Below are 26,304 nucleotides of genomic sequence, written 5' to 3' on the forward strand. Positions count from 1 at the left end.
GTTTACTCGCTGCGCAGCACCACCGCGGGATCCACTCCCATGGCTCGCCGTGCGGGGGCCAGGCTGGCGGCCACGGCGACCAGGAACAGCAGCAGGGCCACACCCGCGTAGACCAGCGGATCCTGCGGCTCCAGCCCATCACTGGCGGCGCGCAGCAGCGGCGTCACCGCATAGGCCGCTGGCAGGCCCACCAGTAGTCCGAGACCAGCCTGGCGCGCACCGCCCCGCAGCACCATGCCGAAGACAGACCCGTGCGTCGCGCCCAATGCCAGGCGGATCCCAATCTCGCGCATCCGGCGCGCGGCCGTGTACGCCATCACGCCATAGGTCCCGACGGCGGCGAGGATGAGTGCGATCAACGCCAGTCCGAACAGCACTTTCGTAGTGGCGCGCTGCCCGGAACTGCGCGATACCAGCAGTTCCTCCATGGTCATCAGGCGGAACAGGGGCTGCTCGCGGTCCACTTGCCACACCGCGGCGCGCATCGATCCGGCGGCGGACTGTCCGGCCTGCCGGCTGCGGGCGACCAGCGTCATCGTGCGTTCCGGCGCCTGGGCGTGCGGACGGTAGAGTTCTGGGCGCGGCGGATCATCCAACCCCTCGTGCCGGACGTCGCGCGCGATGCCTACCACGGTCAGCCAAGGCTCTCCTGGCCTGGCAATCCGCACCCGGCGGCCCACCGGGGTCGCCTCGCGCGGCCAATAGCGCTTAACGAAAGTCTCGTTCACGATGGCGACCCGTTGAGCGGACGGGTCATCCTGTGGCACGAATTCGCGGCCGGAGATGAGGGCAATCCTCAGTGTCCGGAAGTAACCGGGACTCACAATCATACTGCCGGCAGCCTGGTCACGGTCTTCTTCGCGCGAGCCCTCCACCTTCACACTGAGATAGCTGTTGTCACCCGACAACGGCAGCGTCTGCACCAGCGCGGCGGACTCCACCTGCGCGTCGCGGCGCAGGTTCTCCAGGGCACGGTCGTAGAAGCCGGCCACCTGCGAGTCAGAGACGTAACGCGACTGCGGCAGCAGGATATAGGCCACCGTGAGGTGGTTGGTGTCAAAGCCCGGGCTCATCGACTGTTGGCGGATCAGGCTGCGGATCATCATCGTACTGGCCGTCACAAGAACCAGCGCCAGTGCCATCTCCGCCACCACCAGGCTGTTCAGCGCGACATGGCGGCCGGCTGAGGACCCGCGCCCCGCATTCTGCAGGGAGCCCGCCAGATTGCCGCGCGTCAGCAGCAGGGCGGGGAGGAACCCGAAAACAGCCGCGCATCCGAGGGATAACAGCAGCCCGAAGGCGAGCGCCGTGATGTCGACGCGCGCCAGGTCGAAGATCTGCATCTCCGGCGGAGCAACACGTTTCAACAGGGGCACCGTCCAATACGACGTCAGCACGCCAACGGCCCCGGCGAGTATCGAAACCAGGAGACTCTCCACCAGTTGTAGGCGCACCAGCGTGCCGCGACCCGCGCCCAGGGCGGCACGCAAGGCAAGTTCGCGGCTGCGCTGCGTCCCGCGAGCCAGTTGCAGGCTGGCCACATTGGCGCAGGCAATCAGCAGGACCAGTCCGACAGCGCCAAACATGGCTCCGGCCGAGGCCCGCGCGGTCTTTGGGATCACCCGGTCGGCCAGCGGGCGGACGGCGCCCCGCCAGTTCTCCCCGTTCTTTGGGTCTTCCTTCTCTACTCTCTCGGAGATCGATCGGATCTGGGCATCCGCCTGGGCCGGCCTGACCCCGGGACGCAGCCGCGCGATGGCATTCAGGCCCCGCCAGCCGCGCCCTCGTTGGGCCGGTTCCAGCGAGAGCGGCATCCAGAGGTCGGACTGCCTGTACAGGAAGTGGAAGCTGGCGGGCATCACCCCGATCACCGCGTAATTTCGCCCGTTCAGCCGGATTTCGCGGCCCAGCACGTCCGGCGCGCCACGGAACAAACCCTGCCACAGCGCGTAGGAGATCACCGCCACACGAGCCTCTGTCTGCGGTCCCTCCGCTGCCGTGAACGTGCGCCCCATCGCCGGAGCCACGCCCAGGGTAGGGAAGAAATCAGGCGTCACCTGCATGGCGGGCAGATTCTGCGGTTCGCCCTCGCCGCTGTACGCAGCAGGCCGCGAAGTATAGGCGGCCATCGACTCCACCCCAGCCGCGGCCCGCCAGTCGGCGATATCCTGCCAGCTCACGGACGCCTGCCGGAAACCACGTAAGGCGTTGGTCTGCGGGACAGATACCAGTTCGGCGGGATGCGGGTAGGGCAGTGGCACCGAAATCATCAGGCCGACCACCGAGAAGATGGCGACGTTGGCGCCTACCCCAAGCGAGAGCGCCAGCACCGCCACAATGGTCCAAATGCGATTGCGCGCCAGCATCCTGGCCGCCAGCCGGAAGTCCTGCAACAGTGCCATGTAATCAGATACGAAGGTCTGCTGGACAAGGTTCCCTGAGTCAGCCGATACCCGGGAGGCTGGACCCCTCCGCGGCCAAGGGTGATTGCGGCCTCCCCAAAAAGTGGTACTGCGTCGCAGTGTTATTGAGGGATAACCGCTGCCCCCGCACTCGGGATGTGCGACGGAGCTCCACTGGCTATCTTTGGCTAGTCCCGAAAAGATCGGTTTTTCGAACGCAAACCCCAGGAGGGATTTCCATGTTAGCTGCACGCATGCATGGCTATAAACAGCCGCTGGTGATCGAAGAGGTCGCCAAACCCGGCATTACCGCAGATCAGGTGCTGGTCAAGGTCGAGGCGGCCGGACTGTGCCGCACGGACTTCCAGTTGGTGGATGGCTACTTCCGCTCGGGCTTCGACCTCCCACTGCCTGCCACGCCCGGTCACGAAATCGCGGGCTCCGTCGCGGAGCTTGGCCCCGGTGTGCCCGCCTCTGCCAACTTAGCCCCGGGCGATCAGGTGGTCGTCGTCGGGGGCTGGGGCGATGGCACCTGCCGTCAATGCCGGGTTGGCGATGAACAGCTCTGCGGACATGGCGCCTGGCCGGGATTTGGCCCTTACGGCGGCTTCAGTCACTTCGTCCCGGTGCCCTACAAATACCTCATTCCCGTCGACCGGAAGTTTGCATTGAAACCCGAAGAACTCGCGCCCCTCACCGATGCCGGCATGACACCCTACCGCGGGATGAAGAAACTCAGGGCCTCCGGCGTCGCAGGGCCAGACCGTATCATTGCAGTCTTCGGAGCCGGCGGACTCGGCACCTACGGAGTGCAGTACGCCAAATTGCTCTCCTCAGGTGCCGCCGTCGTTGTCTTTGCCCGGAGTGACGAGAAACTGGCGATCGCGAAGGAGCATGGAGCAGACCATGTCATCAATACCCGCAACAAGTCGCTGGATGACATTCGCGGTGAACTCATCAAGGCAACCGGCCGCAGGGAGATCGACGGCGCGCTCGACTGCGTGGGCGCCGAGGAGACGATTCGCACCGGCTTCGGCCTCCTCGCCACAGCCGGTGTCTACGTCTCAGTCGGCCTCGTGGGCAATCGCATCGACATTCCACTCTTCCCGTTCGTCGCTCGCGAGTTCACCTATCACGGCTCCTTCTGGGGCAACTATACGGATCTCACTGAGGTGATGGCCCTGGCGCAGGCTGGCCGGATTAAGCACTCCATCAAAAGAATCCGTCTGGAGGACGTGAATGAGAACCTTGAACTACTGGGACACGGCGAACTCGTCGGCCGGGCCGTCATCGTGTTCGACTAACCCCCGTCGCCGTCTCAACTACCCTTTTACGCCCGCGTCCCTTAGTCTGCGGGCCGTGTTGTTTGTCTTGCTCACCATAGGAGGCGGAACCATGCCAGCGGCGGAACGAAGCCAGGAAGTGAAGAACAAAGGGATTGTCCAGGCGGCCTTCCAGGCTTGGGCCGCGGGCACCGGCAGTCCCTTCGACCTGCTCACCCCCGAGGCCCGGTGGACCATCACCGGCCACGCCACCGTGTCCCGTACCTACGAGAGCAAGCAGGACTTCCTCGATGTTGTCATCGGTCCCTTCAATGTCCGTCTGTCCCGGCGCCTGATACCGGCTGTGCGGGCCATTTATGCCGACGACGACATGGTCATCGCCCTCTTCGACGCCGAAGCCGTGGCCCGCGATGGCAAACCCTACCGGAACACTTACACCTGGTTCATGCGGATGCGCGAGGGCCGCATCGTGGAAGTCACCGCATTCTTCGACACCATCGAGTTCACTGACTTGTGGACTCGCCTCAAACCGCAATAGCGCGCTCTGCCCGCTCCAGCTCGATCGGTGTTCCCGGCCTCCAGGCGGATCATTATATGCCTTGACAGGTATATGCGTTCCGGAGTATATCAAGAGAGTGGACTCTGTATTTGAAATCATCGCCGAGCCAAACCGCCGCGCCATCCTCAGCCTTCTGGTCTCCTCGCAGCAGTCCGTCGGCGAGATCGAACGGCAGCTCCGCATGCCGCAACCCACCGTCTCCAAGCACCTGCGCGTGCTGCGCGACGCCGGTTTCGTCGAATCCACCGTCGACGCACAACGCCGCCTCTACCGGCTGAAACCGGAACCCCTGCAGGAGTTGGATGCCTGGCTGGCCCCCTTCCGCCGATTCTGGTCCGTTCACCTGGATGCCCTCGAGCTTCACCTCGATCGCATGGAGGAACCAGTCGTAGCCCCAAAGAAAACAAGGAGAAGCCGCTGACCCGGCCAGCATCGTCCGAACGGCCGCGAGTGGAAGCCCTGCTCCGGCGCCAGTGTGCAATGCGGTAGTGGTCCTGCGTGGATCTGGATCCACCAGCGAAACGAAAACCGAAAGGAAATCAGCATGAACGATCGCGAGCAGTACACACCAGGTCCGGCCAGTGGCGCACGGATCGAAAAAGACGGAGAAAAGTGGACGCTCGTCCTCGTCAGGGACCTTCGCCACTCGCCTGAGAAAGTCTGGCAGGCAATCACCGAACCACAACACCTCCGCGAATGGGCGCCTTTCGATGCGGACGCAAGCCTGGCCACGGCCGGCTCTGCGGTGAAACTCACCACCGTGGGCGCGCCCAAACCAATGGTCGCCGAGACGAAGATAACTCGCGCCGAAGCCCCCAGGCTGCTCGAATACAGTTGGGGCGGCCAGGACCTTCGCTGGCAGCTCGACGCCGCGGGTGGCGGCACCCGCCTCACCCTCTGGCACAACATCGATCGCCGCTTCATCTCCTGGGGCGCCGCCGGCTGGCACCTCTGCTTCGATGTCCTGGACCGGTTCCTCGACAATCATCCGCTGGGCCGTATCGTCGGCCCGGAGGCCATGAAGTTGGAAGGCTGGCAGCGCCTGACAGCCGAGTACGCGAAACAGTTCGGCCTCGAATCCGCCGGGCCGTCGCCCATGGCCCCGAAACCCTGAAGTGAGGAAAGGAGACTCCAATGGAATCCACCCTGCAAAAACCGGCCTTCGTGGCTCCGCTCATCAACCCCAAAACGGTAGCCGCCTTATATTGGACGGCCACCGCGCTCTTCTGCCTGCAGATGACCTTCACCGCCTACGCGCAATTGACCCTCCCGCAGGTGGCGCAGGCTTTCACTCACCTCGGTTTCCCAGCCTACTTCCGCATCGAGCTCTCGTGCGCCAAGCTTCTCGGCGTCGCGCTACTTCTGGCCCCCATCCCGCCACGCCTCAAGGAATGGGCCTACGCCGGCTTCGCCATCAACCTTGCCTCAGCCCTCATCGCTCACCTCTCTGTGGGCGATGGTCCCGATGCCTGGAGCTGGGCCGCGGGCTCCTTCGCGCTCTGGGGCATCTCTTACCTCTCCTGGCGCCGCCGCCAGGCTGCAAGGCCGGTTCTGTCCGGCACTCCGCGTGTTTAAAATGGAGCGCGTAATGGAAAACACCAACAAGCAGTCCCTACCGGAGGAATCTGCGTCGGCCAGGATCGACGGCCGGATCAGGGAGCTGGGCGATTGGCGCGGAACCATGCTGGCGAAGGTCCGCGCGCTCATCCATGAGGCCGATCCCGAGGTCATCGAGGAGTGGAAGTGGATGGGCACGCCCATCTGGTCCCACGCCGGCATCCTCTGCACCGGCGAGACCTACAAAAGCGTAGTTAAGCTGACGTTTGCCAAGGGCGCTGCGTTGAACGATCCCGCCGGCCTGTTCAACTCCAGCCTGGAAGGGAACGTCCGTCGCGCCATCGATATCCACGAAGGCGAAAAAGTGAACGAAGCGGCCTTGAAGGACCTCATCCGCGCCGCCGCGGCCTTGAATCTCGAAGCGAAGAACAAGCCGAAGCCCAGGCGCGCCGCCAAGCGGGCGGGCTAGTCCGCTCACCGGGCCGCTTCACCACACCAGCGAGGGCAGGGAAACCTGCCTCGGCATTTTCTTGTGCTCGCCGAACTTGTGCTCGGCGATGTCTTCCCCGTCCCGTGTGGCTGTACCGATCGTCGCCTGCGTCGTAGCCGGACTCGGGTAGCACGTCACCACCACCAGGTCGTTCAGCAGTGAACACGCCATCACCAGCACGACGTGGTCGATGTTCCTGGTGGTCCTGGTGAAAGTCCCCGTCAACTGCCTCGGATTCAGGGCGTCCGTATCGGACTTCCGATCCAGCGTCTGTGCCGGGTTGTAGGCGGTCACTTTCTGCTGCGCGACATTCTGGAAATGCCGTGCGACCGCCATCACCGCTGTCTTCGAGAAGACGCCCACCGTCTTGCCCCCATCGTTGCCTCGGCGCTTCAGCGTCTCCAGCACGGCCAGTCCTGCGTCCGACAACAGCGCCGCGGTCAGGTGCATCACCATCGACTCCGAATCCTCAAACATCGTATGCGTCGATTTCGCCGGCACCATCGGCAACGCCGCCGCGATCTCCGGACCTCTCCCCTGGAAAACCTTGATCACCCCAGGCGGCTGGCACACATAGTCGACCGGATTCAACCCCCCTGTGGCGGCAGGACCCGCAATGTCCACATCAATCGGCTTGCCCTTGTTGCCCGGGGCGAGTCTCTTGACGTAGTACCGCGTACCATGCACGGCGTCGACCCTCGCCAGTTCCCCCAAGCCCGTGCGCTCGTTGTATTGGTTCAATCCTGCAATCCGGCTCCCGTCCAGCATCACCTGGCTCTTCCGCGTATTCAGGTCGAGAGCCCCGTACGCGTCCGCCTGGTATCGCGTCAACGGGTTGTTGCCGGCCGGGAAAAGGTGGGTGTCATACGCCCACTCCCTTTCTTTCTGCTGCCGCAGTTGATCGATCGGCATCCCCAATACATTCACCGTGATCTTCGCCGGATCCAGGCGAAAGCCGTCGCACGTGTGGAGGTGCGCGTGCGAAGTCTCATCAGCCGTGGGCTGATTCATCATCAGGTCCAGGACCTGAGAGCATTTGAGTGTCTTGCTGAGAACCTTCTGATAGAAGTAGCTGACTTTTGTGGCCGCCATGTCGCCCCTCGCCGGTTGGATCAGTATAACTTGGAGACGCCGTCTGACACGGAGTATCTTGTAGCTGGCGCCCAGCTGGATTGAAACATGAATTGACCACTGTTCCGCCTCACATCCGCGCAATCTGAAGCACTGCCTCAGTAAACCGGTCCACGTCCTCCGGAGCATGGTAGATGTTCGGCGAAACCCGGATGCAGTCGAACTCGTTGGCAATCACCCTGGTCCGCACATGGATGCGGTACTTCTGCTCCAGCAACTCCGTAATGCGCGCCGCGGGCATCCCCTCAATCGAGAGCGCGCCGATTCCACACGCCTGCGCCGGATCGTCGCTGATTCTCAACCGGATCCGTGCATGCCGGCTCAACGGCTCAGACCACCGCCGGCGCAGATAGCGCAGCCTCTCCTGCTTCCGCTCCGGCCCCAGGCCGCGATGAAATGCCAGCGCGTCCGCAATCGCATTCCGCATCGCCACCGGCTGCGTCCCCACGCTCTCGAATTTGCGGATGTCGCCCGTCATCGAAGCCGGCGCGCCCATCAGCGGCCACACCCTGGCGATCTGGTCGCGGCGGACATACAGAAACCCCGTGCCCACCGGCGCGGTCAGCCACTTGTGGAGGCTCGTCGCATAGAAATCGCAATCCAGGTCATCGCGCCGGAACACCAGGTGGGCGAAGCCGTGCGCGCCATCCACAATCGAATAGATCCCCCGCCTGCGCGCCTCGCGGCAAATCTCGGCCACCGGGAATATCTGCCCCGTCGTGAAGGTCATGTGCGACACCAGGATCGCGCGCGTCTTCGGAGTGGCGTGCTGCCAGAATAGCTCCGAGAGCTCCCGCGCCGACTTCGGCGGCGACGGATACGGGAAGCGCCGCGTCACCACGCCATCCCGCCGGGCCCTTTGCTCCAGGCTCGTGAGCATGCTCGGGTAATCCTGAGTCGTGGTCAACACCTCGTCGCCCGCCTTCAGGTCCAGCCCGTAGATGACCGTGTGCAGCCCCTCACTCGTATTCCGCGTCAGTGCCAGTTCCTCGCTGGAGCAGCCGAACTCCCGCGCCAGCTCTGCCCGCACCACCTCCGTTTCCGGCAGCAGCAGCTGATCGACATAGTGTGACGGAGACAGGTTCGTCACCGTCCAGTACCGCTCCATCGCCTGCTGCACCACAACCGGCGCCGGGCACAGTGACCCATTGTTGAAATTCAGCAGATTCCGGTCCACCGAGAACGCCAGCCGCGTCTGGAACCAGAAATCCTCATTCCTGGCGGCCTGCTCCGGCGTCTGCGCCCGCAGTGCCTGGGCCGCGGCCGTCAGCGCCAGGACATAGCGCCTCGTCATCCTTGCATCCGTCATGGTCCATTGTGAAAGGACGGCGCCTGGATGGTCAAGGCCGGCGCCGCTACCCTCCCGGCTGCACCCTCTCGTTGCTCCTAGCCTGTAATAACTGGGCCCCCCGCTCGTTATGGAGATAAGCATATGAGCGCTTTCACCTCGTGGCGGTTGGACGTGAAGCTCGGCTTCCGCATGCTGGTCAAATACCCCGGCCTGGCACTCTCCGGCGGTATCGGCATCGCCGTCGCTGTGGCCATCGCCGCCGGCGGCTTCAGCGTCGTCCAGCGCAACTACCTCGCTCCGCTGCCCTTCCAGGAGGGCAGCCGCATCGTTTCCATCGAACTCTGGGACGCCCAGGCCAACCAGCCCGAGCCGCGTATCCTGCATGACTTCCACGCCTGGCGCGAAGGGCTCAAGTCCATCCGGGAGATCAGCGCCTATCGCTCTCTCACTCCAAACCTCATCACCGCTGGAGTCCCTCCCGAAAGTGTTCACGTGGCCGCCATCAGCGCCTCCGGCTTTGGCGTCGTCCGGGTACCCGCGCTTCTCGGCCGTTTTATCACCCCAGGCGACGAACACAACGCCGCCCCGCCCGTCGTTGTCATCGGCGAAGACGTCTGGCGTACCCGCTTCGCCGCCGATCCCGCCATCCTCAGCCGCACCCTTCAGTTGGGCGCCGTTTCTCACCTCATCGTCGGAGTCATGCCCAATGGCTTCGCCTTCCCGGTCAACCACCACTTCTGGGTGCCCCTGAAGACCGGGCTGCCCGGCGTCGAGCCGCTCACCGGCCCGCCCCTCGCCGTCTTCGGACGCCTGGCGCCCGGGGCCACGCTCGCCTCCGCCCAGGTGGAACTCAGCGCCGTTGGCCAGCGCACGGCCCGGGCCTACCCCGCGCTCTATACGTCCCTGCGTCCGCAGGTGTCCCCCTATCCACTGCCCATCCTCCAGGTGCATGGCTCCGGAGACATGGCCGGGCTCCTCGCCATGCAGGGGCTCGTGGTCTCCCTGCTCGTCCTCGTCTGCCTCAACGTGGCGATTCTCGTGTATACCCGTACCGCCATGCGCCAGGCGGAGATCGGCCTGCGCACCGCCCTCGGAGCCAGCCGCGGCCGCATCGTCGCCCAACTCTTCCTGGAAGCGCTGGTCCTCTCCTTCGCCGCCGCCCTGGTCGGCATCGTGATCGCCGCCTTCGCTCTGCGGGCAGTCACCGGCGCCACACAGCACATTTCCGCGGACCTGCCTTTCTGGGTCACGTTCCAGCTCTCGCCCCAGGGAGTCCTGTATGCCGCCGCGCTCAGCGTCCTGGCCGCCGTCATCGTGGGCGTCGTCCCTGGCCTCCAGGCGACCGGCCGCCAGGTCCAGTCCGGCCTCCGCGTCGTCGGCTCCGGCGGAGCCGGCATGCGCCTCGGCAAAACCTGGACCGTCCTGATCGTCGCCCAGGTCGGCTTCGCCGTCGCCCTGCTCCCTCCGTCCGTCCTCAATGTCTGGGGCAGCCTCCGATCGGGCCTGGCCGGGCCCGGCTTCGCCGCCGATCAATTTCTTTCCGCCCGGCTCGGCATCGATTCTGGAGATCATGGCGACTCCGCTGCTGGTCCGTCCCAGTCCGCCCGCTTCGCCTCTCGCCAAGCCGAGTTGATACGCCGCCTGGAGGACGAACCGCGCATCGCCCGCGTCACCTTCTCGATGTCGGAACCCGGTGACGAACCGGGTGCCCACATCGAGGCGCAGGACAACCCCGGAACGGTCCAGGTGGTGCGGTCCGGCCGCGTGGCGGTCAACTACTTCACCACCTTCGACGTGCCCATCCTGGCTGGCCGCGGCTTCCACCCTTCCGATACCGCGCCGGCGGAACCTTCGGAACCTCCGCCAGGGCCGGCCGTCCTGGTGAACCGCACCCTCGCCCAGCGCCTCTTCGGCGGCAACGCCCTCGGAAAGCACCTCCGCTATGTCGACAACACACGCGGCTCCGCGCAAGCCGGGCGCTGGTACGAAATCGCCGGTGTTGTCTCCGATTTCCCCACCGGCGTCAGCGCCGGCATGGATGACGCCGACATGAAGGTCTACCACGCCGTCACCCCGGGCCAGGTGCTGCCGGCCACCCTCGCGCTGCGTATGCGCAGCGGCCCGCCCGCCACATTCAGCCAGCGCCTGCGGGCGCTCGCGGGCTCCGTCGATCCTGAACTTTACCTGCGCGACATTCGCAGCCTCGACGAAGCCTTGCGCAAGGAACAGTGGATCCGCCGCCTCGAGGCCGGAGTGCTCCTCGGCGTCACTCTCAGCGTCCTGCTACTCTCCTCGGCCGGCATCTATGCATTGATGTCTTTCACCGTCTCCCAGCGCCGCCGGGAGATCGGCATCCGCGTGGCCCTTGGCGCCAGCCGTACCCGCATCGTCGTGGCCGTCTTCTCCCGCGCCCTCGTTCAACTCGCCGCCGGAGTGGCCATCGGCGCGATCCTCGGCATTCTGCTCACCCGCTCATTCGGCTCGAGCCTCACCCAGGACGATGCCCCCGCGGTCCTTGCGGCGGTGGTCCTTTTCATCTCCACCGTCGGCCTCCTGGCGGCCTTGGGCCCCACCCGCCGCAGTCTCAAAGTTCAGCCAACCGAAGCGTTGCGGGAGCAGTAGCCCCCACTCCGCCCTAACCCGCGGCCCCAACCTCGCGCGATGCCAGCAGTTCCGCCAGCAGCGGCCTCGGCCCGCTCTCGGCGAACAGCGTCAGCTTGCCCTTGTTCTCCAGCATCTTCTGCGTCTCCAGGATCTCGAACAACGTGTCCGCGACCTCCGGATCTCCTGAGATCACCTTCAACGCGGCCCCGATCATCTTCGGCCGGATCACCGCGGCTTGCGCGAACGCCACCGCCGCCGTCCGTTCCGCCGAACTGGTGATGATGCTCACCTGGTTGGCTCCGTCCTGCTTGATCGCCGACGTCACCTGCCGCAGCCGGTTCACCACCTTCTCCTCAATCTGCCGGATCATCCCCGAATCCCGGAAATGAACCTTCCGGATGTAGATCGATCCAAGTTGGTAGCCCCATGCCTGCGACTTCTCGCTCACCTCATCCCGCACCGTCTGGCTCATCTTGTGCCGCGTCTCCAGCATCTCCGCCAGCGGCATGTTGCTCAGGCAGCGCACCGTCGCATTGCTGACATTCGCTCGCAGCGAACCGCGCGGATCCGTATTCTTGAACAGGTAAGCCACCGCATTGCTGATCTGCATCTCATACCAGATGCCAATCCCCATCGGCGCGCCCTCTTCCGAGTTCACCGGCTGGCTGCGCAGATACTCCTGGTCCAGCCGCAGGTCCAGCACATAACATTTGCCCAACAGGTTGACGATGAAGGCGCTCGGCCCCAACACGAACGGCAGGATGTGCAGGCCCGGTTCCGAGATCTCGCCAATCACCTTGCCGAACAGGACATACACCCGGCACTTCCGTTCCTCCACCGTCGCGTACAAGCCCAGCAACCGCATCAGCCCCAACACCACCGGCTCCACCAGCAGCAGCCCCATCGACGCCGCCAGGAAAGCGATCACGGCTTCTATGTTGTTCATGACCTCACCTCCGGTCCGTTCTCCGCGCCCTTGCCCAGGTAGATCGACTGCGCCTTGCCATACAGCGCCAGCTTCACGTTTCTCGTATAGGACTTCAGCACGGGCGCGCCCTCCGCCTTCAGGTCGGCTAACTGCGCCGCCATCATTCGCAAAGGCTCCACCTCGGCCTGCGCCCGCAGTGTTTCAATCTCCACGGCCCGCTTGGACTGCACAATCTTCTGGTCCGCACCCGCCTGTGCCAGGCTGATGTCGCTCGACACCTGGTTGTGCGCCGTATTGATCGCGGCCAGCGCCGATTCCACCTCCGGCGGTGGATCGATCCCCGTGATCAACGAAGCGTCGAACACCACGCCATAGCGCGCCGACGTCGCCACACACTCCTGGTCCATGTAATCGTTCAGGTCGCGCAGGTTCTTTCTCAAGTCGTTGATCGAGATCCGGATGATGTCGGCCGCTGGAGTCGTTCCGTCCAGCGTCAAGGCCACAATCGGCTTCGCCTCGAAACTCGCGATCTTCTGCCGCAGCACGCTCACGAAGTACGCCATCACATGCACAATCGGCTGCTTGATCCCGAACAGATACGCATACAGGTTCGACTCGCTCACCCGGAACCGGATCTGTCCCGTCAACCCCGTATTCAATTGATCCTTGGTCACCGCCTCCAGCAACGTGCCGCCGCTGTTAGCCGACCGGTCTTCCACGTCGACGGCCATGTTCACCGTCGAAGTCGCAATCGAGATCTTGTGGATCCGCTCCCAGGGCAGCCGGAAATACGGGCCGCCTGGCGGAATCACCCGCACCTGCGGATAGCAGTACCGCTCCCGCTCCTCCGGCCGCAGCCGTTCCGCGATCGCGTCTTCCAGCGTGGTCTTGCCGCCCTCCACACGCTGCGCCCGGCCAAAGACAGTCTTCACGGCGCGTTCGTTCTGATCCACTGTGTACAGCCCCATCAGAATAAACCGCACCACCATCCACACCACAAACCCCAGCAGCACTGCGCTGAGAATGGACATATCGTGAAATTCCTCCCGGCGGGCCGGCCGGCCTCGCCGCTACTTCGTTTCTGGCCTGGCCTTCCGGCCTTGGCCCGCCAACCGGCACGCGCGCTTCCGCCCTGGCAATCTTCGGCCGGTTGCACGGCCGCCTCTTTAACTGTTCAGGGGATTTGCGGGACACCGGGCAGGTAGTCTTGCTGCCGTCCAGGCTGTCGCTCATCAACGGCTCCCGTTTCACCGGCTCGAGGACCAGTGGACCAGGTGCCTTCCGAGTGAGACTCCGCGACATGCTCAGCCAACAGCTCGATTCTCGGCCCCTTCGCGCTTCCGGCTTGCACCGGCTCCGAAGGCCAATCTGCCGCTTCCAGTGTCTGTCAGGATATGTGTCAATGTCATTACAATTCGGTAACGCAGTGTGAACGTGACCCCTGAGTGACCCTCCACCCCGATACCTCCCAATTCCCCTCTGATAACCTCCCCACCAGCCTCCAGTGGGCATTGATCCGGCATTCCTTTCGCGAACCAGCCCCCGGCGCCGGTAGTAGAGCTGAGCGACGTGAAGACCACGAGGAGAAACTCCAGTACCGAACAAGAGGGTTCACCGGATGGGCATGCGGAAGTCGGTGGTTTCGAGTCGTTCTGCCAGCGCCTGACGATCGGAAAAGCCGCTTCAGATGGGTAAAACGGGCACGCCACAGGGAAGAACGATCTCGTTGCGGACGAGCACCGCCCGTCTACCCCTTGCAGTCGGTTCCGATCTCGGCGTGGGGCTCCCAGCGTCAGCCCAAACCGAGATCACCGGTGCATCGCAGGCCGCGAACTGAAGTACAGCCAACGATGCGGTTTCAGGATCTTGTGCTCGTAATAACGTGTCGCAACCTCCGTTACGACACGGCTCACTAAAGGCAGCAACTCCAAAGGCAGCGTGATATAGCCGACGATCTTTTGAATCTGCTGTAACCGGGTTTGGTCGGTCGATAAAGCGGCGAGTGCATCCTGGGCAAAGTCTTGGTCGAAGTTTTCGCCCTCGGCGCGAGCCTGCACTACGCGCTCGCGCAAGTCACGGATCCGGTCGTCTTGCAGTAGACTGGCCCACTCCTGGGCTGTCTGGGGGGTATACCGTTTGAAAGCGAGCGAAAACAGTTCCTTCATCGCACTCATTGGGACGCGCTCTTTCTCAAAATCCCGGAGCAGATGATATTCGAACTTCTTCCGGTAGAAGCCATCCAGGGTCTGCCAGTCGAAGATCTGTGGGCAGCCGACTACCTCCCCTACGACCAGATTCAAGTGCGTCATTTCCAGAAATGGAACCAACAACCGCGACAACACTTCCCTTTCCCCCGCGCTCCGCCGGACTTTCTTGGAGAAGACCAGGCTCTTTAGCTTTTCCGCTTCGGCCTGTTCGATCTTGCCTGTGGTTTCGTGAAGATAACACTCAATACCAATGCTGTATTGGTCCCAGGGTGTCATATGCTTGCCGAGCGCCTGCACCATGCCCGGTTTGATCTTTTCCCAGTTCTCGATCTGCTTCCGCAGTTCCGGCAACCACGTATCGAGGTCCCGGCTGGCAGCTGCGGCCGTCTCCTCAATGCGCGCGCGATTCGCATCCGCGTGGGTCTTGAAGGCGACTAAATCCAGATAACCCTCCTCCCGCAAATAGCGGAGAGAGGAGCGGAGATGGGCAAAGGGCGCGATTCGCGAAGCCACTACGCGTTCGTAGCAGTCACGGTCCAGGATGATGCGATCAAAAAAGAGAAGGGCGGAGTAGTCCAGGTCAATGTGACCCTCGGTGATCACGATCGGGGGGACTAGGCCCGTGGACATTTCAATGCTTTGCGGAACGCTCGGCACGTGTGCCCCGAAATTGGACAGCAAGATCTTCATGGCAGGGTCGGCCGCTTCCGGGTCGAATACCGGCTCTGCGGGCACAAGTTCAAATTAGGTGAGATTTTATCACAGCTCTTGAGAAGCCCAACTCGTCGGTGGACCGAAGGCCGCATCCCTACCCTGAGCGGTGCTGCTGCCACAATCTTGACCAAAATGATGGTGCTTCGAAAAACCGCGTCGTCTCGTGGCGCCACCAGTTCACCGCGGGTGGGCCGAACGTGGACTGCATGAGATCCGATAAATCATCTTATTCCTGCGCCGTTCGATTACAGTCCAACCTGGGTGGCCGGAATAAGGCCACTCTCCACGCGGGTGTCCCATCGTCCGTGCTGCAAACACCTCATCTTTGGTTCGAATCGAGGTTGTTTAAGTAACTCGAGTTCTAGTTGCATCCAGTATGTAGAGGTAATGTTGCCTCCTTCCGCGTCCGCTACCTTCTTGCCCTCTCCACTGCCCTTAGAAGCTTCGGTATTAGTCGTCGATTGATGAGGCAGATTTCAATCCCCGATCTCACATCTCCCCGTATTCCCACGGAGAGCCGCCTCCGGTCACAGCAGTTGCAGATCTTTATTTCCTTCACTTGCCACACCGCATGTGAAGAAACAGCGAAACAGCCTTGACCCCACCAGCTACCCTGGAATCGCGCCGGCCAATGAGCCGGCCATTTTCATTTACCAAGGAGATTGACATCATGGCGACCGCAGCTCAGATCAACGCCAACCGGGCGAATGCGAAACATTCCACCGGACCCGTGTCCCCCATCGGCAAGGCTCGCGCTTCCCAGAACGCCCGCAGCCACGGCTTCACCGCCCGCAACCTCGACATCACACCCGAGGACCGCGCTGAATTCAATGCCCTCGAAGCCGCCCTGCGCCACAACACCCGCCCCGCCAACTGCCTCGAGGAGGAGATCTTCCATCGCATCCTCACCCACACGTGGAACCTCCGCCGCATCGAATCCTTCGAATGCCTAATCCTGGCCGAAACGGACCCATTGGCCGAAACCGATCCCCACGCCGCCAAACTCGACCGCTACGCCCGCTATCGCCGCGACCTCGAACGCGGCCCCCCTTGAAGGCTCGGAGTTAGGTCCGGCATAGGTTCTGTAGGGGAATCGCGACAGGAGCTTTTCCCGGTTACGAATATGGAAATCCCAGAGATTCTGAAAGGGCTCGAAAGCGCGAACGGAAAGTTCCCACGTGCCTGTGTGCAGGCCGCGGTGGAACGCCGCGAGGAGATCACACCCGAGCTGCTCCGCATCCTCGATCGGTCCATCACCCTCGCCCAGGAAGGCAAGATCGGCGGTAGCTACATGGCCCACCTCTACGCCATGTTTCTGCTGGCCCAGTTCCGCGAGGCGCGCGCCTATCCCGTCGTCGTGCGTTTTGCCTCACTGCCCGGCGACCTGGTGGACTCTCTTTGCGGGGATTTCGTCATGGAGCACCTCGGCAATGTGCTGGCCTCCGTGTGTGCCGGCGACCTGACTGGCATCCAGTCCCTCATCGAGAACGAAGACGCCGGCGAATGGGTACGCGTCGCGGCCCTCTGCAGTCTCGTCACCCTCGTGGCGAAGGTAAAAAGAGCAGGGGCGAAATCGTGGGCTATCTCCAGACGCTGTTCCGGGGCGGCTTGCGCCGCGCGCGGTCTCACGTCTGGAACCAGCTCATCTCGTGCGCCTGCGACCTCCATCCCGCTGAACTCCTCGACGACATCAAACGCGCCTTCGACGACGGCTTGGTGGACCCCAGCCACGTCGACCTCAACCATGTCCAGGACGAACTCGCGCTGGGGCAGGATCGCATTCTGGCCCGGCTCGCCGCCGACCATCACTACCGCCTGGTCGAAGACACGGCTGCGGCGATGGGCTCGTGGAGCTGCTTTCAGGATCTGGATTACGACGAGATTCGCCTGCCCGCCAGTGCCTCGGCAGGGCGGGGCCCACACGTCGCCCCCATCACTGCCCCCATCCTGCGCGAAGGACCCAAGGTCGGCCGGAACGACCCCTGTCCCTGCGGCAGCGGCCGCAAGCACAAGAAATGCTGCGGAGCCTGACCTTAGCAGTCTGTGGCGGAAGTCCCGCTAGCCGCGCGGCAAGGGTTTGCGAGCCCAGGGCGCGAAGAGCCGGCCGAACTAGTGCCGGCCACTCGGAGGTCGGCTCAACACTGCCATGGGCCGCAACCCCTTGTCGCCCTTTGGGTTCGCTCCGCCGCCGGCCTTCCTCCCAGAAAAAGGCGACTCTCTTCTGAGCGGCTTCGAAATCGCACTTGAGCTGCCATTCTGGTACCGGCGGCGGTGCGAACGTGGCTGCGCGACTTCCGCCACAGGCTGTTAGGCTCGCCTGCCGCCTAAGGCGTTGGCGGACGCTTCACCCAGGCCGGATCCGCCGTCATCGCTTCACCCGCTTTCACGGTCACTGCCCACGGCTCGTCCCCAATGTCCTCCGGTGGGACAATCTCGACCACGGCCAGTCCAGGCGCCAGCAGCACCGCCTCCCCAAACAAGGCCGGCAATACCAACGGCGCCCATCCGTCGGCCCGGGGCGCCCAGGCGGCCAGCGCAATCTGCTCCGTGGTCAACTCCCGCCCCTGCAGCCATACATAGACCGGCGCCTTTACCGGCAGCGGTTCAGCTGCCATGGCGCCGCCGGCCGGCGCCGGCTCCGGCAGGCCCAGCCCCGTCAGGTACATCCGAATTCGGCCCTCTGTCCCGGAGTGGGCCACCACCATTCGCTGCTCTCCGCTGGTGGCAAAGAAGAACTCCGGTGCCGTTTCCACAATCTGGATCTCCACTGCTTCGCCCGCCAGCGGTGTCTCGCTTCCACAGGAATTCACGCCGCGTACCGCCACCAGGCCCGGCTCCAGTCCGGGCGGAACCTGGACTGCGACAGCCTTGGGCGATACCGCAATCACAGGGGCCGGCGTCTCCCCGAAGTAGATGCACAACCCGCCCAGCGAGCCCGGTACCCGCCCCTCCACCAGGTCCGCTTCGACGGCGGCAATGGTCTTGCCCGTATACGACAGCTTGTCGCCCTGCAGGATCAGAATCATGCCCGGCGCCGCCGGCTGCTCGTGCGCAGCCAGAACCGGTGCCTCCGGTGCTGGCGGCACATCGGGCATCACGGTCAGCCGGAACTCCACCGCCGCCAAACCGGCTGCTGCCACCTGGATCACAAGCGGGCCGGCATCCTTCGCCGTAACCTTGATCGCCAGGCGGCCATTCGCGCCGGTTGTGGAACTGCCCTTGTCCAGACTGGCGTCGCCTTCGACCATCGTCACTTCCAGCGGCACCATCGCTACCCCAATGCCGTTCTCAGCCACCGCCTCCACTTCCAACGGCAACTCAAATGCCTTGCCGGCAATTGCGGACTGCTCGTCGCCCGCCCGTTTGTTCAGCACGGCGGCCACCAGCGGAGTCAGCTTCCGGATGCGGTTGTTGTTCCGGTCGCTGATATAGAAGTTGCCCTGTGCATCGAAGGTGATGCCGGCGGGCGCTTTGAAGGAGGCCAGCAGAGCCGGGCCGCCATCGCCCTGCAGGCGGGCCGCGCCGTCGCCTCCAATTCGCTCGATGAAGCCGTCGGGCCGCACGCGGAAGGCGTATTCAGTGCTGGTGACCCCGTAAATCACCCCTTCCGGTGTTAGGGTGATGCTACTGGCCCCGATGCTGGCCGTGGCCGCCGGGCTCAGCCGGCCAGTGATCCACCAACTGGTGTCGCTGCCCCCGCCGGTAACCACCTCCAATACCCCATCCGCCGTCATCTTCTTGATGCGGGTACTGTCGAGCAGGTACAGCACCTCTCCCAGATAGACGAAGGATCTCGGATTGCTCAGCTTCAATTCGCGCGCCAGGCCCTTCTCCGTCGAGATCCCGCTCACCCCTGTGCCCGCCAGTCGGTAGATGCGCCCGTCCGTCTCGATGCGCCAGATCGTGGCTGAATCGCCAAACACTACACGCCCCTGGGGATCGAACGCCAGGCTGGTTACATACCGGATCGGTTGCTCGACAGCCAGCTCGCCTTCCTTGGGTGCCGTGGAACCCGACCCGCTTTTGCCCGCAATCACAGTCGTTTTTCCCTCTGCGCTGATCCGGAACAGCAGGTTGCCGCTGCAGAACAGGGTGTTCCCCGCGCTGTCGACAGCCGTGACACCAGTTGTGACAAAAGGAGCGGACGCGCCTGCCAGAGTATGGATCTTTCCCTCCGCATCCACATGGCGCAGCCGCTGGTTGAAAGCCTCGACAAACGTAAACCCACCCTTCCCGTCACCCGCAATCGCTTCCGGCCCCGCTAAATACGCCTCGACCGCCGGAATCTCATCGCCGTTGTAGAAGGAGGCGCCGGCCGCGATCTCCGCCTTGCCGTCTGTCGTGATCTTGGTGATCCGCCCAATTTCCTTGCTGTCGGACAAATAGATGTTGCCTTGTGCGTCCACCGCGAAGTCGTTGGGCGAGCTCACCGCCCCCACCGGAGCTGGCGCCACGCTGACCTTGCCTGCCTTGTCGATCTTCAGGATTCGCGAAGGCTCCACGATATATGCCTGCCCGTCCGGCGCGAATTTGAACAGCGTCGGCACCACGCTCGTCGTCAGCGCGCTGCTGCCAATCACGCCATACGAGGCATTGGGGTCACCAGCAAACCGGCTGATCTTGCCGGTCGAATCGATCTTCCGGATGGACATCCAGTTGCACACATAGAGATTTCCGGCGGCGTCGAACTCGAGATCCGTGATGTCGTTGAACGTCGCGCTCAAGGCCGCTCCCCCATCGCCAGCCGACCCGCTCGCGCCCGTGCCCGCCACCGTCTCCAGCAGTCCCTCCGTACTGAAGCGTCTCACGGTGTTCTTCCCGAACTCAGCGAAGTAAGGCCGGCCCAGGGCGTCCACCGCAATCGCTCGCGGGTTGACGATCGTGGCCGAACGCGCTGCCGTGCCGTCCGGACTGGAGGTCGAGCCCCCGCCTCGCCCCGCCACGAACGTGATCGTGCCATCCGCGTTCAGGCGGTAGATGTTCCCCGATGTCGTAAACCAGATAGTGCCATCAGGCGCAGTCGTCAGGAACTGCGGATAGTTCAGGTACACCCGATCGGCCGGGCCCTCCGAGAGATTGTACGGAGCTGTGCGCGTCATCGGCGCACCGGCTGCCCAGTGAACCGTCCCTTCGCTATCAATGCGGCGAATCCGCTCCTGGTACCACTCGCAGAAATAGAGATTGCCCTGCCGGTCGAAGGTCAAACCCCAGGGCGCATGGATCAGGGCCTTCACCGCCGGGCCGCCGTCTCCCGGTGAGTAGGCTCCCGCATAGGTGGTTATGCTGAAGGATGGCGGAAGCGTTTGGGCCGACGACAGCAGCCCGGACAAGGCAAGCAGGACCAGTAGCTTCGACATGGTGCTCCTAGTCAGGATTTCAGACCTGATGATCCGAAATAATAGCACCGCATCCTCTCCACAGCCATCAGCAGCTTCTGCTGCCGCGCGAAAGGTCACGGCACGCCTTGGGGGTTCCTGATCGTTTGCTGGCTCTTGCTGTCTCACTGATGGATCAGCATGCGATCGCTGCCCATCCGCACGCCGCTTTCGCTGCGACGTTCTTACCTGATTCGACATCCCATAGGTGGAGCGTCTGGCTCGATGGGAGGTCCAGTGGACTCAGTCAAGATCGTCGATCAGTTCTGGACGGCCGTTTGGAAGTCCCGGAATCCAGACGCCATCGCGGACTTTGTTGTCGACGACGTGATCATCACTACCGGCGGCGTGGCGATTCAGGGTAGGGATAAGTTCATTGCCTGGGCGTGGGATTTCCTATCCAGAATCAATGACCTTCAGTTTGAGGTCCTGGAAACCTTCCAGAACCAGGATGGCAGCCGCGTTGCCTCGCTCTGGCGCCTCACAGGTAGGAACAACGGCATGATGGGGACACCGCCTGATCAGCAACCCATCAGCCTCACCGGGACTGCCATCTGGAGTGTGCGCGAGGACGGAAAACTGCTGCACAACCGCGTCGAAAGGTCGGCGTGGGAGACATTTGTCAGTCTTACCAGGTAGCAGCACCCGCTCTCGCGATAGGCTTCGCCGGTTCCGGCGAGATCGGATTCCAGAGGACCAGACCCTGCGTCTAGTCATTCAAAGCTCACCCAATCCACCGGTCACAGTAGTTGCAGATCTTTATTTCCTTTATTTGCACCAGTACTTGTGAAGAAACGGCGAAGCCGCCTTGACCCCGCCAGCTACCCTGGAATCGCGCCGGCTCTCATGCCGGCCATTTTCATTTCCAAGGAGACTTTCATCATGGCTTCCGCCGCCCAGATCGCTGCCAACCAGGCCAACGCTCAACTGTCCACCGGACCTGTCACCGTCCCCGGCAAAACCCGCGCTGCCCAGAACGCCCGCAGCCACGGCTTCACTGCTCGCAACCTCGACATCACCCCCGAGGACCGCGCTGAATTCAATGCCCTCCAGGCCACCCTGCGCCTCGACACCCGCCCGTTTGGCTGCCTCGAGGAGGAGATCTTCCATCGCGTCCTCTCCCACACCTGGAACCTGCGCCGCATCGAATACTTCGAATCCCTCATCCTCGCCGAAACGGACCCATTGGCCGAAACCGATCCCCACGCCGCCAAACTCGACCGCTACGCCCGTTACCGTCGCGACCTCGAACGCGGCCTCTATCGCGCCATCAAAGAGCTCAGCAAACTCCAAACCGAACGCGCCGCCTTGGGCCAGCAGCACCCCGATGTCGTCAAGGGCATTCGCGAGAACGTCCCCCTGGCCGAAGTCTCCCGTCTCACCAAAAACACCGAAGAACTCTTCTTCTACGAAGGCTATGGCCGCCCGCGCCGGGCCCTCGAACACCTCACCACCGGCCTCGATTCCAACCACCCCGACAACCAGGACCCCATAGCCGATCTCCAGCCCATCCGTGTTTCACGAAACCAAGCCAACCTGGTCGGCGAGGACGGACTGCCCAACCTGAACTACGACGTCGCTGGCTTCTAACCACCACGTTCAGGCAGCGTCGCCGCGACTTGACGAATCGAAGCCAACCGGACTCGCCCCTCCGGACCGGATCTTTGACAACCTCACCTCAATCCCACCTCCGGGGAGTCCCCAGCGGGCCACCCGAGCGGGCCCAACCCCAGTCCCGGAACGTAAGTGACGGGCTACCCCCAGCCCCAGTCCCGGAACGTAAGTGACGGGCTACCCGCGCGTCTTCCACCAAGTCCCGTAGGCCCTCGATTCCGCCGAAACGAAGCAAGCCGCAACGAACCACGACCGTCAGGGAGTGGTCTTAGCCCACAGCTCCGCCGCCTCTCCGAGGAAGAAGACAAGCCCACCTCGCCGCACAAACGAAACGAAGCCAAAAGCCAAACCGACCCCACCCAATCCAGCAGCACCATCAACAGGCCAATCCACTCCACCGGGGACACAACCCCCTGCAGCCCAACTACGAAACGAACCCGACGCACCCCACGAACCTCCTCTACACGGCACAATAGTATCCAGGTGCTCGACGCAGACATCCTCAATCCGGCCCGCCCCCATCCGCTGGCCTTAACCCGTGCCATTTGCTTCGCCCCAACCGTCCAACCACCAAACCCCTCATGAACCCTTACCTCCATCCCCGTGACGAGATCCTCCGCCTGATGGAGCGCATCTACCGCTACCGCATGACCACCACGTCCGGTGGCAATCTCTCCATTCGCGAGCCCAACGGCGACGTCTGGATCACCCCCGCCCGCGTCGACAAAGGCGCCCTCCGCCGCGAAGACATCGTCCTCGTCCGCGCCGACGGCTCTCTCGAAGGCACCCGCAAGCCCTCCTCCGAACTGCCGCTCCACCAGGCGATCTACGCAGCCCGGCCCGACGTACGCGGCATCGTCCACGCCCACCCCGTCGCCCTCGTCGCCTTCAGCATGGTGCGCGCCGTCCCCGATACCCGCCTCTTCCACCAGTCCTGGCACGTCTGCGGAGCCGGCGGCTTCGCTGCTTACGAGCTCCCCGGCAGCGCCGCCCTCGGCGCCACCACCGCCGCCACCTTCCAACAGGGCTTCGACTGCGTCATCCTAGAGAACCACGGCATCGTCACCGCCGGCTCCGACCTCCAGCAAGCCTTCCACCGCTTCGAGACCTTCGAGTTCACCGGCAAAACCATCATCAAGGCACACCTCCTCGGCCGCCCCGTGCACTACCTCACGGATGCCGAACTCGCTCTCTCTCGCAGCCGCCAGCCGCTCCCCGAGCCCGCCGCCTCCTCCGTCGAGATCCTCCCCACCAGCGAGGAAAAGGAGGCCCGCCACCGCCTCGCCGAATTCGTCCAACGCGCCTACCGCCAGCGCCTCTTCATCAGTACCCAGGGCAGCTACTCCGCCCGCGTCGACTCGTCCTCGTTCCTCATCACGCCCTATCAGATCGATCGCGGCGTCATCCAGCCCGAAGACCTCGTCCTCGTCCGCGACGGCCAGGGCCCCGCCGGCTCGGAACCCAGCCGCGCCGCCGCCGCCCACCACGCCATCTATCAGGCCCACCCCCACATCGGCTCCATCATCAACGCCTACCCCGTCAACGCCACCGCCTTCAGCGTCACCGGAGCCATGGTCGACACCCGCACCATCCCCGAAAGCTACGTCGTCGTCCGCCGCCCCGCCATGGCCCCCTACGGTCTCCAGTTCGAAGACCCCGCCGCTCTCGCCGCCATCCTCTCCCCCATGCAGCCCACCGCCATCCTCGAGAACGACGGCGTGCTCGTCACCGGCTCCGACGTCCTCGAAGTCTTCGATCGCCTCGAAGTCATCGAGTCCACCGCCGAAGCCTTCATCAACTCGCGGGCCGTCGGCGAGCTCTCGCCCATGTCCGACGAAGTCATCCGCGAACTCGACCGTGTCTTCCTTGGGATTAAATAGGATCATGCCGAAAGTTGGGCTCTTCATACCGTGCTACGTGGATCAGCTTTATCCACTGGTCGGTCTCGCCACCCTCCGCGTCCTGCGAGGCCTCGGTCTCGACATCGAGTTCCCTGAGGAACAAACCTGCTGCGGCCAGCCCATGGCCAACTCCGGTTGCGGCGAGGACGCCCGCCCGCTGGCTGAGAAGTTCCTGCGCATCTTCGCCCGCTACGACCATGTCGTGGCCCCCTCCGGCAGTTGCGTCTCCATGGTCCGCAACCACTATGAACAGTGGCTCGCCGGCAAGCCCGGCTTCGAGCACCTGCGCGACAACACCTTCGAGCTCTGCGAATACCTGGTCGACATCGCCAAGGTCACCAAGGTCGACGGCGACTTCGCCCGCAAGGTCGGCCTCCATATGAGCTGCCACGGCCTTCGCGAACTCCGCATGGCCAGTTCCTCTGAACGCGTGGGCGCGCCCTTCAATAAGGTGAAGGTGCTCCTCGAACAGCTCCGCGGCATCCAACTCGTCGACCTCAAACGCCCCGACGAATGCTGCGGCTTCGGTGGCACCTTCGCCGTCGCCGAAGAGGCCGTCTCCTGCCTCATGGGTCACGACCGCATCCGAGACCACGAGCAGGCCGGAGCCGAAGTCATCGCCGGCTTCGACATGTCCTGCCTCATGCACCTCGAAGGCCTGCTCACCCGCGACAAAAAGCCCATGCAGGTCCTCCATGTCGCCCAGATCCTCGAACATGCGAGGCTGTCGTGAAAGGCCACGCCGAAAGCGCCGCACCCTTCGTAGCCAACGAGCCCCGCGCCCACTGGCACGACGAGTCACTCTGGTTTGTCCGCGTGAAGCGAGACCGCCAGGCCGCCACCGTCCCCGAGTGGGAAGACCTTCGCTCCACCGCCTCCGCCATCAAGGCCCACACCCTCTCCCGCCTGGCCGACTACCTCGAGGAGTTCGAACGCAACGCCGCCGCCAACGGCATCCACGTCCATTGGGCCAGCGACGGAGCCGAGCACAACGCCATCGTCCTTAAGATCCTCAACGATCACGGCGTCAAGCGCCTCGTGAAGTCCAAGTCCATGCTCACCGAGGAGTGCCACCTCAACCCTTACCTCGAAGCCCACGGCATCGAAGTCACCGACACCGACCTCGGTGAACGCATCGTCCAGATGCGCCACGAACCACCCAGCCACATCGTCCTGCCCGCCATCCACCTCAAGAAGGAAGACATCGGAGAGCTTTTCCACATCCAGCTCGGAACCGAGAAGGGCGCCTCCGATCCCAAGTACCTCACGGAAGCCGCCCGCGGCCATCTCCGCGAGCGCTTCCTCGGAGCCCAGGCCGGCCTCACCGGAGTCAACTTCGCCATCGCCTCCACCGGCGGAGTCGTCGTCTGCACCAATGAAGGCAACGCCGACATGGGCACCAGCCTGCCGCCCCTCCACATCGCCTGCATGGGCGTCGAGAAGATCGTGCCCCGTCCGCAGGACCTCGCCATCTTCCTCCGCCTCCTCGCCCGCAGCGCCACCGGCCAGCCCGTCACCACTTACACCTCCCACTTCCACGGCCCGCTGCCCGGCGGCGAAATGCACGTCGTCATCGTCGACAACGGCCGGGCGAGAATCCTGGGTGAAGAAGCCTTCCGCCGCTCCCTCAGCTGCATCCGCTGCGGAGCCTGCATGAACACCTGCCCGGTCTACCGCCGCTCCGGAGGCTACAGCTACGGCTACACCGTCCCCGGTCCCATAGGCTCCATCCTCGGACCCCAACGCGATCCGGCCGCCTACGGCTCGCTCCCCTTCGCTTCCAGCCTCTGCGGCTCCTGCACGGACGTCTGCCCGGTCAAAATCGACCTCCATCACGAACTCCTGGCCTTCCGGCAGGAACTGGCGAAGAAGGGCTACCTCCCCTGGCAGAAGCGCTTCTCAATGTGGGTCATGGGCCAGGTGCTCGCCCGCAGGTGGGCCTTCCTCCTGGGAGGCAAGCTGATGCGATCTCTCATGCCCCTTCTACCGAGAGCCCTGGTCTACGGCCCCTGGAACCCCTGGGGCAAGCAGCGCGAACTCCCCCCAATGCCCCGCGAATCCTTCCGAGACCTCCTCAGGAAGGAGCCCAAGTAATGGCCGCCCAAACCAGCAGCAGCAGGTCCAGTAGCAAGGCCAACAGGGTTTCAGTTGTGAGGGAATCCCGCATGCCCCGGGCATCCGGCACAATCACGTCTTCAACGGAGTGGTCCCCCACCGCTACGAACCCCGACCGTCAGGGAGGGGTCCC

At 63.7% G+C, this 26,304-nt stretch carries 21 protein-coding genes and 1 pseudogene; 15 read left to right on the forward strand and 7 right to left on the reverse strand.

Going from position 1 to position 26,304, the window contains the following annotated elements; all coding sequences use genetic code 11:
* Positions 1-2: 2 nt before the first annotated feature.
* Positions 3-2,402 (reverse strand): ABC transporter permease, encoded by a 2,400-nt coding sequence (locus tag ACR9Y2_RS32990; RefSeq protein WP_435046139.1) that lies wholly within the window; start codon positions 2,400-2,402, stop codon positions 3-5.
* Between the two features lie 239 nt (positions 2,403-2,641).
* Between ACR9Y2_RS32990 and ACR9Y2_RS32995 the strand changes: the two genes are divergently transcribed.
* From ACR9Y2_RS32995 to ACR9Y2_RS33020, 6 genes are all read left to right on the forward strand, one after another.
* Positions 2,642-3,706, forward strand: coding sequence for an NAD(P)-dependent alcohol dehydrogenase (locus ACR9Y2_RS32995; protein ID WP_435046140.1), 1,065 nt, complete (start codon positions 2,642-2,644; stop codon positions 3,704-3,706).
* A gap of 91 nt (positions 3,707-3,797) precedes the next feature.
* Positions 3,798-4,223 (forward strand): nuclear transport factor 2 family protein, encoded by a 426-nt coding sequence (locus ACR9Y2_RS33000; RefSeq protein WP_435046141.1) that lies wholly within the window; start codon positions 3,798-3,800, stop codon positions 4,221-4,223.
* A gap of 97 nt (positions 4,224-4,320) precedes the next feature.
* Positions 4,321-4,665 (forward strand): ArsR/SmtB family transcription factor, encoded by a 345-nt coding sequence (locus ACR9Y2_RS33005; protein ID WP_435046142.1) that lies wholly within the window; start codon positions 4,321-4,323, stop codon positions 4,663-4,665.
* 123 nt (positions 4,666-4,788) lie between these two features.
* Complete coding sequence (locus tag ACR9Y2_RS33010) at positions 4,789-5,358, forward strand: SRPBCC family protein (RefSeq protein ID WP_435046143.1); 570 nt, start codon at positions 4,789-4,791, stop codon at positions 5,356-5,358.
* Positions 5,359-5,378: 20 nt separating this feature from the next.
* Positions 5,379-5,819, forward strand: a complete 441-nt coding sequence (locus tag ACR9Y2_RS33015) for a DoxX family protein (RefSeq protein WP_435046144.1) — start codon at positions 5,379-5,381, stop codon at positions 5,817-5,819.
* A gap of 13 nt (positions 5,820-5,832) precedes the next feature.
* Positions 5,833-6,270 (forward strand): DUF1801 domain-containing protein, encoded by a 438-nt coding sequence (locus tag ACR9Y2_RS33020; RefSeq protein ID WP_435046145.1) that lies wholly within the window; start codon positions 5,833-5,835, stop codon positions 6,268-6,270.
* Positions 6,271-6,288: 18 nt separating this feature from the next.
* Here the strand turns inward: ACR9Y2_RS33020 and ACR9Y2_RS33025 are convergent, their stop codons facing one another.
* Positions 6,289-7,383, reverse strand: a complete 1,095-nt coding sequence (locus ACR9Y2_RS33025) for a hypothetical protein (protein ID WP_435046146.1) — start codon at positions 7,381-7,383, stop codon at positions 6,289-6,291.
* A 109-nt stretch (positions 7,384-7,492) separates the two neighbouring features.
* Entirely contained in the window at positions 7,493-8,716 is a 1,224-nt protein-coding gene (locus ACR9Y2_RS33030) for an aminotransferase class V-fold PLP-dependent enzyme (RefSeq protein WP_435046147.1), read from the reverse strand.
* A 138-nt stretch (positions 8,717-8,854) separates the two neighbouring features.
* Between ACR9Y2_RS33030 and ACR9Y2_RS33035 the strand changes: the two genes are divergently transcribed.
* Positions 8,855-11,335, forward strand: coding sequence for an ABC transporter permease (locus ACR9Y2_RS33035; protein ID WP_435046148.1), 2,481 nt, complete (start codon positions 8,855-8,857; stop codon positions 11,333-11,335).
* Between the two features lie 13 nt (positions 11,336-11,348).
* On the opposite strand, the gene ACR9Y2_RS33040 is transcribed toward ACR9Y2_RS33035, so the two are convergent.
* The 3 genes from ACR9Y2_RS33040 to ACR9Y2_RS33050 all read right to left on the reverse strand — a co-directional run bounded on the left by ACR9Y2_RS33040 (position 11,349) and on the right by ACR9Y2_RS33050 (position 15,142).
* Positions 11,349-12,263, reverse strand: coding sequence for an SPFH domain-containing protein (locus ACR9Y2_RS33040; protein ID WP_435046149.1), 915 nt, complete (start codon positions 12,261-12,263; stop codon positions 11,349-11,351).
* Positions 12,260-13,276 (reverse strand): SPFH domain-containing protein, encoded by a 1,017-nt coding sequence (locus tag ACR9Y2_RS33045; RefSeq protein WP_435046150.1) that lies wholly within the window; start codon positions 13,274-13,276, stop codon positions 12,260-12,262. Before ACR9Y2_RS33045 ends, ACR9Y2_RS33040 begins: the two co-directional genes overlap by 4 nt.
* A gap of 777 nt (positions 13,277-14,053) precedes the next feature.
* Positions 14,054-15,142, reverse strand: a complete 1,089-nt coding sequence (locus ACR9Y2_RS33050) for a hypothetical protein (RefSeq protein ID WP_435046151.1) — start codon at positions 15,140-15,142, stop codon at positions 14,054-14,056.
* 694 nt (positions 15,143-15,836) lie between these two features.
* Here ACR9Y2_RS33050 and ACR9Y2_RS33055 point away from each other — a divergent pair.
* The 3 genes and pseudogenes from ACR9Y2_RS33055 to ACR9Y2_RS33065 all read left to right on the forward strand — a co-directional run bounded on the left by ACR9Y2_RS33055 (position 15,837) and on the right by ACR9Y2_RS33065 (position 17,197).
* Positions 15,837-16,220 (forward strand): hypothetical protein, encoded by a 384-nt coding sequence (locus ACR9Y2_RS33055; RefSeq protein WP_435046152.1) that lies wholly within the window; start codon positions 15,837-15,839, stop codon positions 16,218-16,220.
* Between the two features lie 69 nt (positions 16,221-16,289).
* Positions 16,290-16,969 (forward strand): annotated as a pseudogene (locus tag ACR9Y2_RS33060) (DUF1186 domain-containing protein); the annotation flags it as partial.
* A 36-nt stretch (positions 16,970-17,005) separates the two neighbouring features.
* A complete protein-coding gene (locus ACR9Y2_RS33065; RefSeq protein WP_435046354.1) occupies positions 17,006-17,197 on the forward strand; it encodes an SEC-C metal-binding domain-containing protein in 192 nt (63 codons plus the stop codon).
* 293 nt (positions 17,198-17,490) lie between these two features.
* Here ACR9Y2_RS33065 and ACR9Y2_RS33070 read toward each other — a convergent pair whose 3' ends face one another.
* Positions 17,491-20,523 (reverse strand): hypothetical protein, encoded by a 3,033-nt coding sequence (locus tag ACR9Y2_RS33070; protein ID WP_435046153.1) that lies wholly within the window; start codon positions 20,521-20,523, stop codon positions 17,491-17,493.
* Positions 20,524-20,766: 243 nt separating this feature from the next.
* On the opposite strand from ACR9Y2_RS33070, the gene ACR9Y2_RS33075 reads away from it, so the two are divergent.
* The 5 genes from ACR9Y2_RS33075 to ACR9Y2_RS33095 all read left to right on the forward strand — a co-directional run bounded on the left by ACR9Y2_RS33075 (position 20,767) and on the right by ACR9Y2_RS33095 (position 26,150).
* On the forward strand, positions 20,767-21,180 hold the full coding sequence (locus ACR9Y2_RS33075) for an ester cyclase (protein WP_435046154.1): 414 nt from the start codon (positions 20,767-20,769) through the stop codon (positions 21,178-21,180).
* Positions 21,181-21,423: 243 nt separating this feature from the next.
* Complete coding sequence (locus ACR9Y2_RS33080) at positions 21,424-22,131, forward strand: hypothetical protein (protein ID WP_435046155.1); 708 nt, start codon at positions 21,424-21,426, stop codon at positions 22,129-22,131.
* Between the two features lie 605 nt (positions 22,132-22,736).
* Entirely contained in the window at positions 22,737-24,035 is a 1,299-nt protein-coding gene (locus ACR9Y2_RS33085; protein ID WP_435046156.1) for a class II aldolase/adducin family protein, read from the forward strand.
* Between the two features lie 4 nt (positions 24,036-24,039).
* The gene (locus ACR9Y2_RS33090) at positions 24,040-24,789 is read left to right on the forward strand and encodes a (Fe-S)-binding protein (RefSeq protein WP_435046157.1); all 750 of its coding nucleotides are present in this window, start codon (positions 24,040-24,042) and stop codon (positions 24,787-24,789) included.
* A complete protein-coding gene (locus tag ACR9Y2_RS33095) occupies positions 24,786-26,150 on the forward strand; it encodes a lactate utilization protein B (protein WP_435046158.1) in 1,365 nt (454 codons plus the stop codon). The genes ACR9Y2_RS33090 and ACR9Y2_RS33095 overlap by 4 nt, the downstream gene beginning before the upstream one ends.
* Positions 26,151-26,304 lie beyond the last annotated feature (154 nt).

The organism is Paludibaculum fermentans, from assembly GCF_051172195.1.
Taxonomy (GTDB): Bacteria; Acidobacteriota; Terriglobia; order Bryobacterales; family Bryobacteraceae; genus Paludibaculum; species Paludibaculum fermentans_A.

Coding starts and splice junctions, on each gene's coding strand:
- ACR9Y2_RS32990 (WP_435046139.1), bottom strand. CDS start 2,402: ATGGCACTGTTGCAGGACTTCCGGCTGGCGGCCAGGATGCTGGCGCGC.
- ACR9Y2_RS32995 (WP_435046140.1), top strand. CDS start 2,642: ATGTTAGCTGCACGCATGCATGGCTATAAACAGCCGCTGGTGATCGAA.
- ACR9Y2_RS33000 (WP_435046141.1), top strand. CDS start 3,798: ATGCCAGCGGCGGAACGAAGCCAGGAAGTGAAGAACAAAGGGATTGTC.
- ACR9Y2_RS33010 (WP_435046143.1), top strand. CDS start 4,789: ATGAACGATCGCGAGCAGTACACACCAGGTCCGGCCAGTGGCGCACGG.
- ACR9Y2_RS33015 (WP_435046144.1), top strand. CDS start 5,379: ATGGAATCCACCCTGCAAAAACCGGCCTTCGTGGCTCCGCTCATCAAC.
- ACR9Y2_RS33020 (WP_435046145.1), top strand. CDS start 5,833: ATGGAAAACACCAACAAGCAGTCCCTACCGGAGGAATCTGCGTCGGCC.
- ACR9Y2_RS33025 (WP_435046146.1), bottom strand. CDS start 7,383: ATGGCGGCCACAAAAGTCAGCTACTTCTATCAGAAGGTTCTCAGCAAG.
- ACR9Y2_RS33030 (WP_435046147.1), bottom strand. CDS start 8,716: ATGACGAGGCGCTATGTCCTGGCGCTGACGGCCGCGGCCCAGGCACTG.
- ACR9Y2_RS33035 (WP_435046148.1), top strand. CDS start 8,855: ATGAGCGCTTTCACCTCGTGGCGGTTGGACGTGAAGCTCGGCTTCCGC.
- ACR9Y2_RS33040 (WP_435046149.1), bottom strand. CDS start 12,263: ATGAACAACATAGAAGCCGTGATCGCTTTCCTGGCGGCGTCGATGGGG.
- ACR9Y2_RS33045 (WP_435046150.1), bottom strand. CDS start 13,276: ATGTCCATTCTCAGCGCAGTGCTGCTGGGGTTTGTGGTGTGGATGGTG.
- ACR9Y2_RS33050 (WP_435046151.1), bottom strand. CDS start 15,142: ATGAAGATCTTGCTGTCCAATTTCGGGGCACACGTGCCGAGCGTTCCG.
- ACR9Y2_RS33055 (WP_435046152.1), top strand. CDS start 15,837: ATGGCGACCGCAGCTCAGATCAACGCCAACCGGGCGAATGCGAAACAT.
- ACR9Y2_RS33065 (WP_435046354.1), top strand. CDS start 17,006: ATGGGCTCGTGGAGCTGCTTTCAGGATCTGGATTACGACGAGATTCGC.
- ACR9Y2_RS33070 (WP_435046153.1), bottom strand. CDS start 20,523: ATGTCGAAGCTACTGGTCCTGCTTGCCTTGTCCGGGCTGCTGTCGTCG.
- ACR9Y2_RS33075 (WP_435046154.1), top strand. CDS start 20,767: ATGGGAGGTCCAGTGGACTCAGTCAAGATCGTCGATCAGTTCTGGACG.
- ACR9Y2_RS33080 (WP_435046155.1), top strand. CDS start 21,424: ATGGCTTCCGCCGCCCAGATCGCTGCCAACCAGGCCAACGCTCAACTG.
- ACR9Y2_RS33085 (WP_435046156.1), top strand. CDS start 22,737: ATGAACCCTTACCTCCATCCCCGTGACGAGATCCTCCGCCTGATGGAG.
- ACR9Y2_RS33090 (WP_435046157.1), top strand. CDS start 24,040: ATGCCGAAAGTTGGGCTCTTCATACCGTGCTACGTGGATCAGCTTTAT.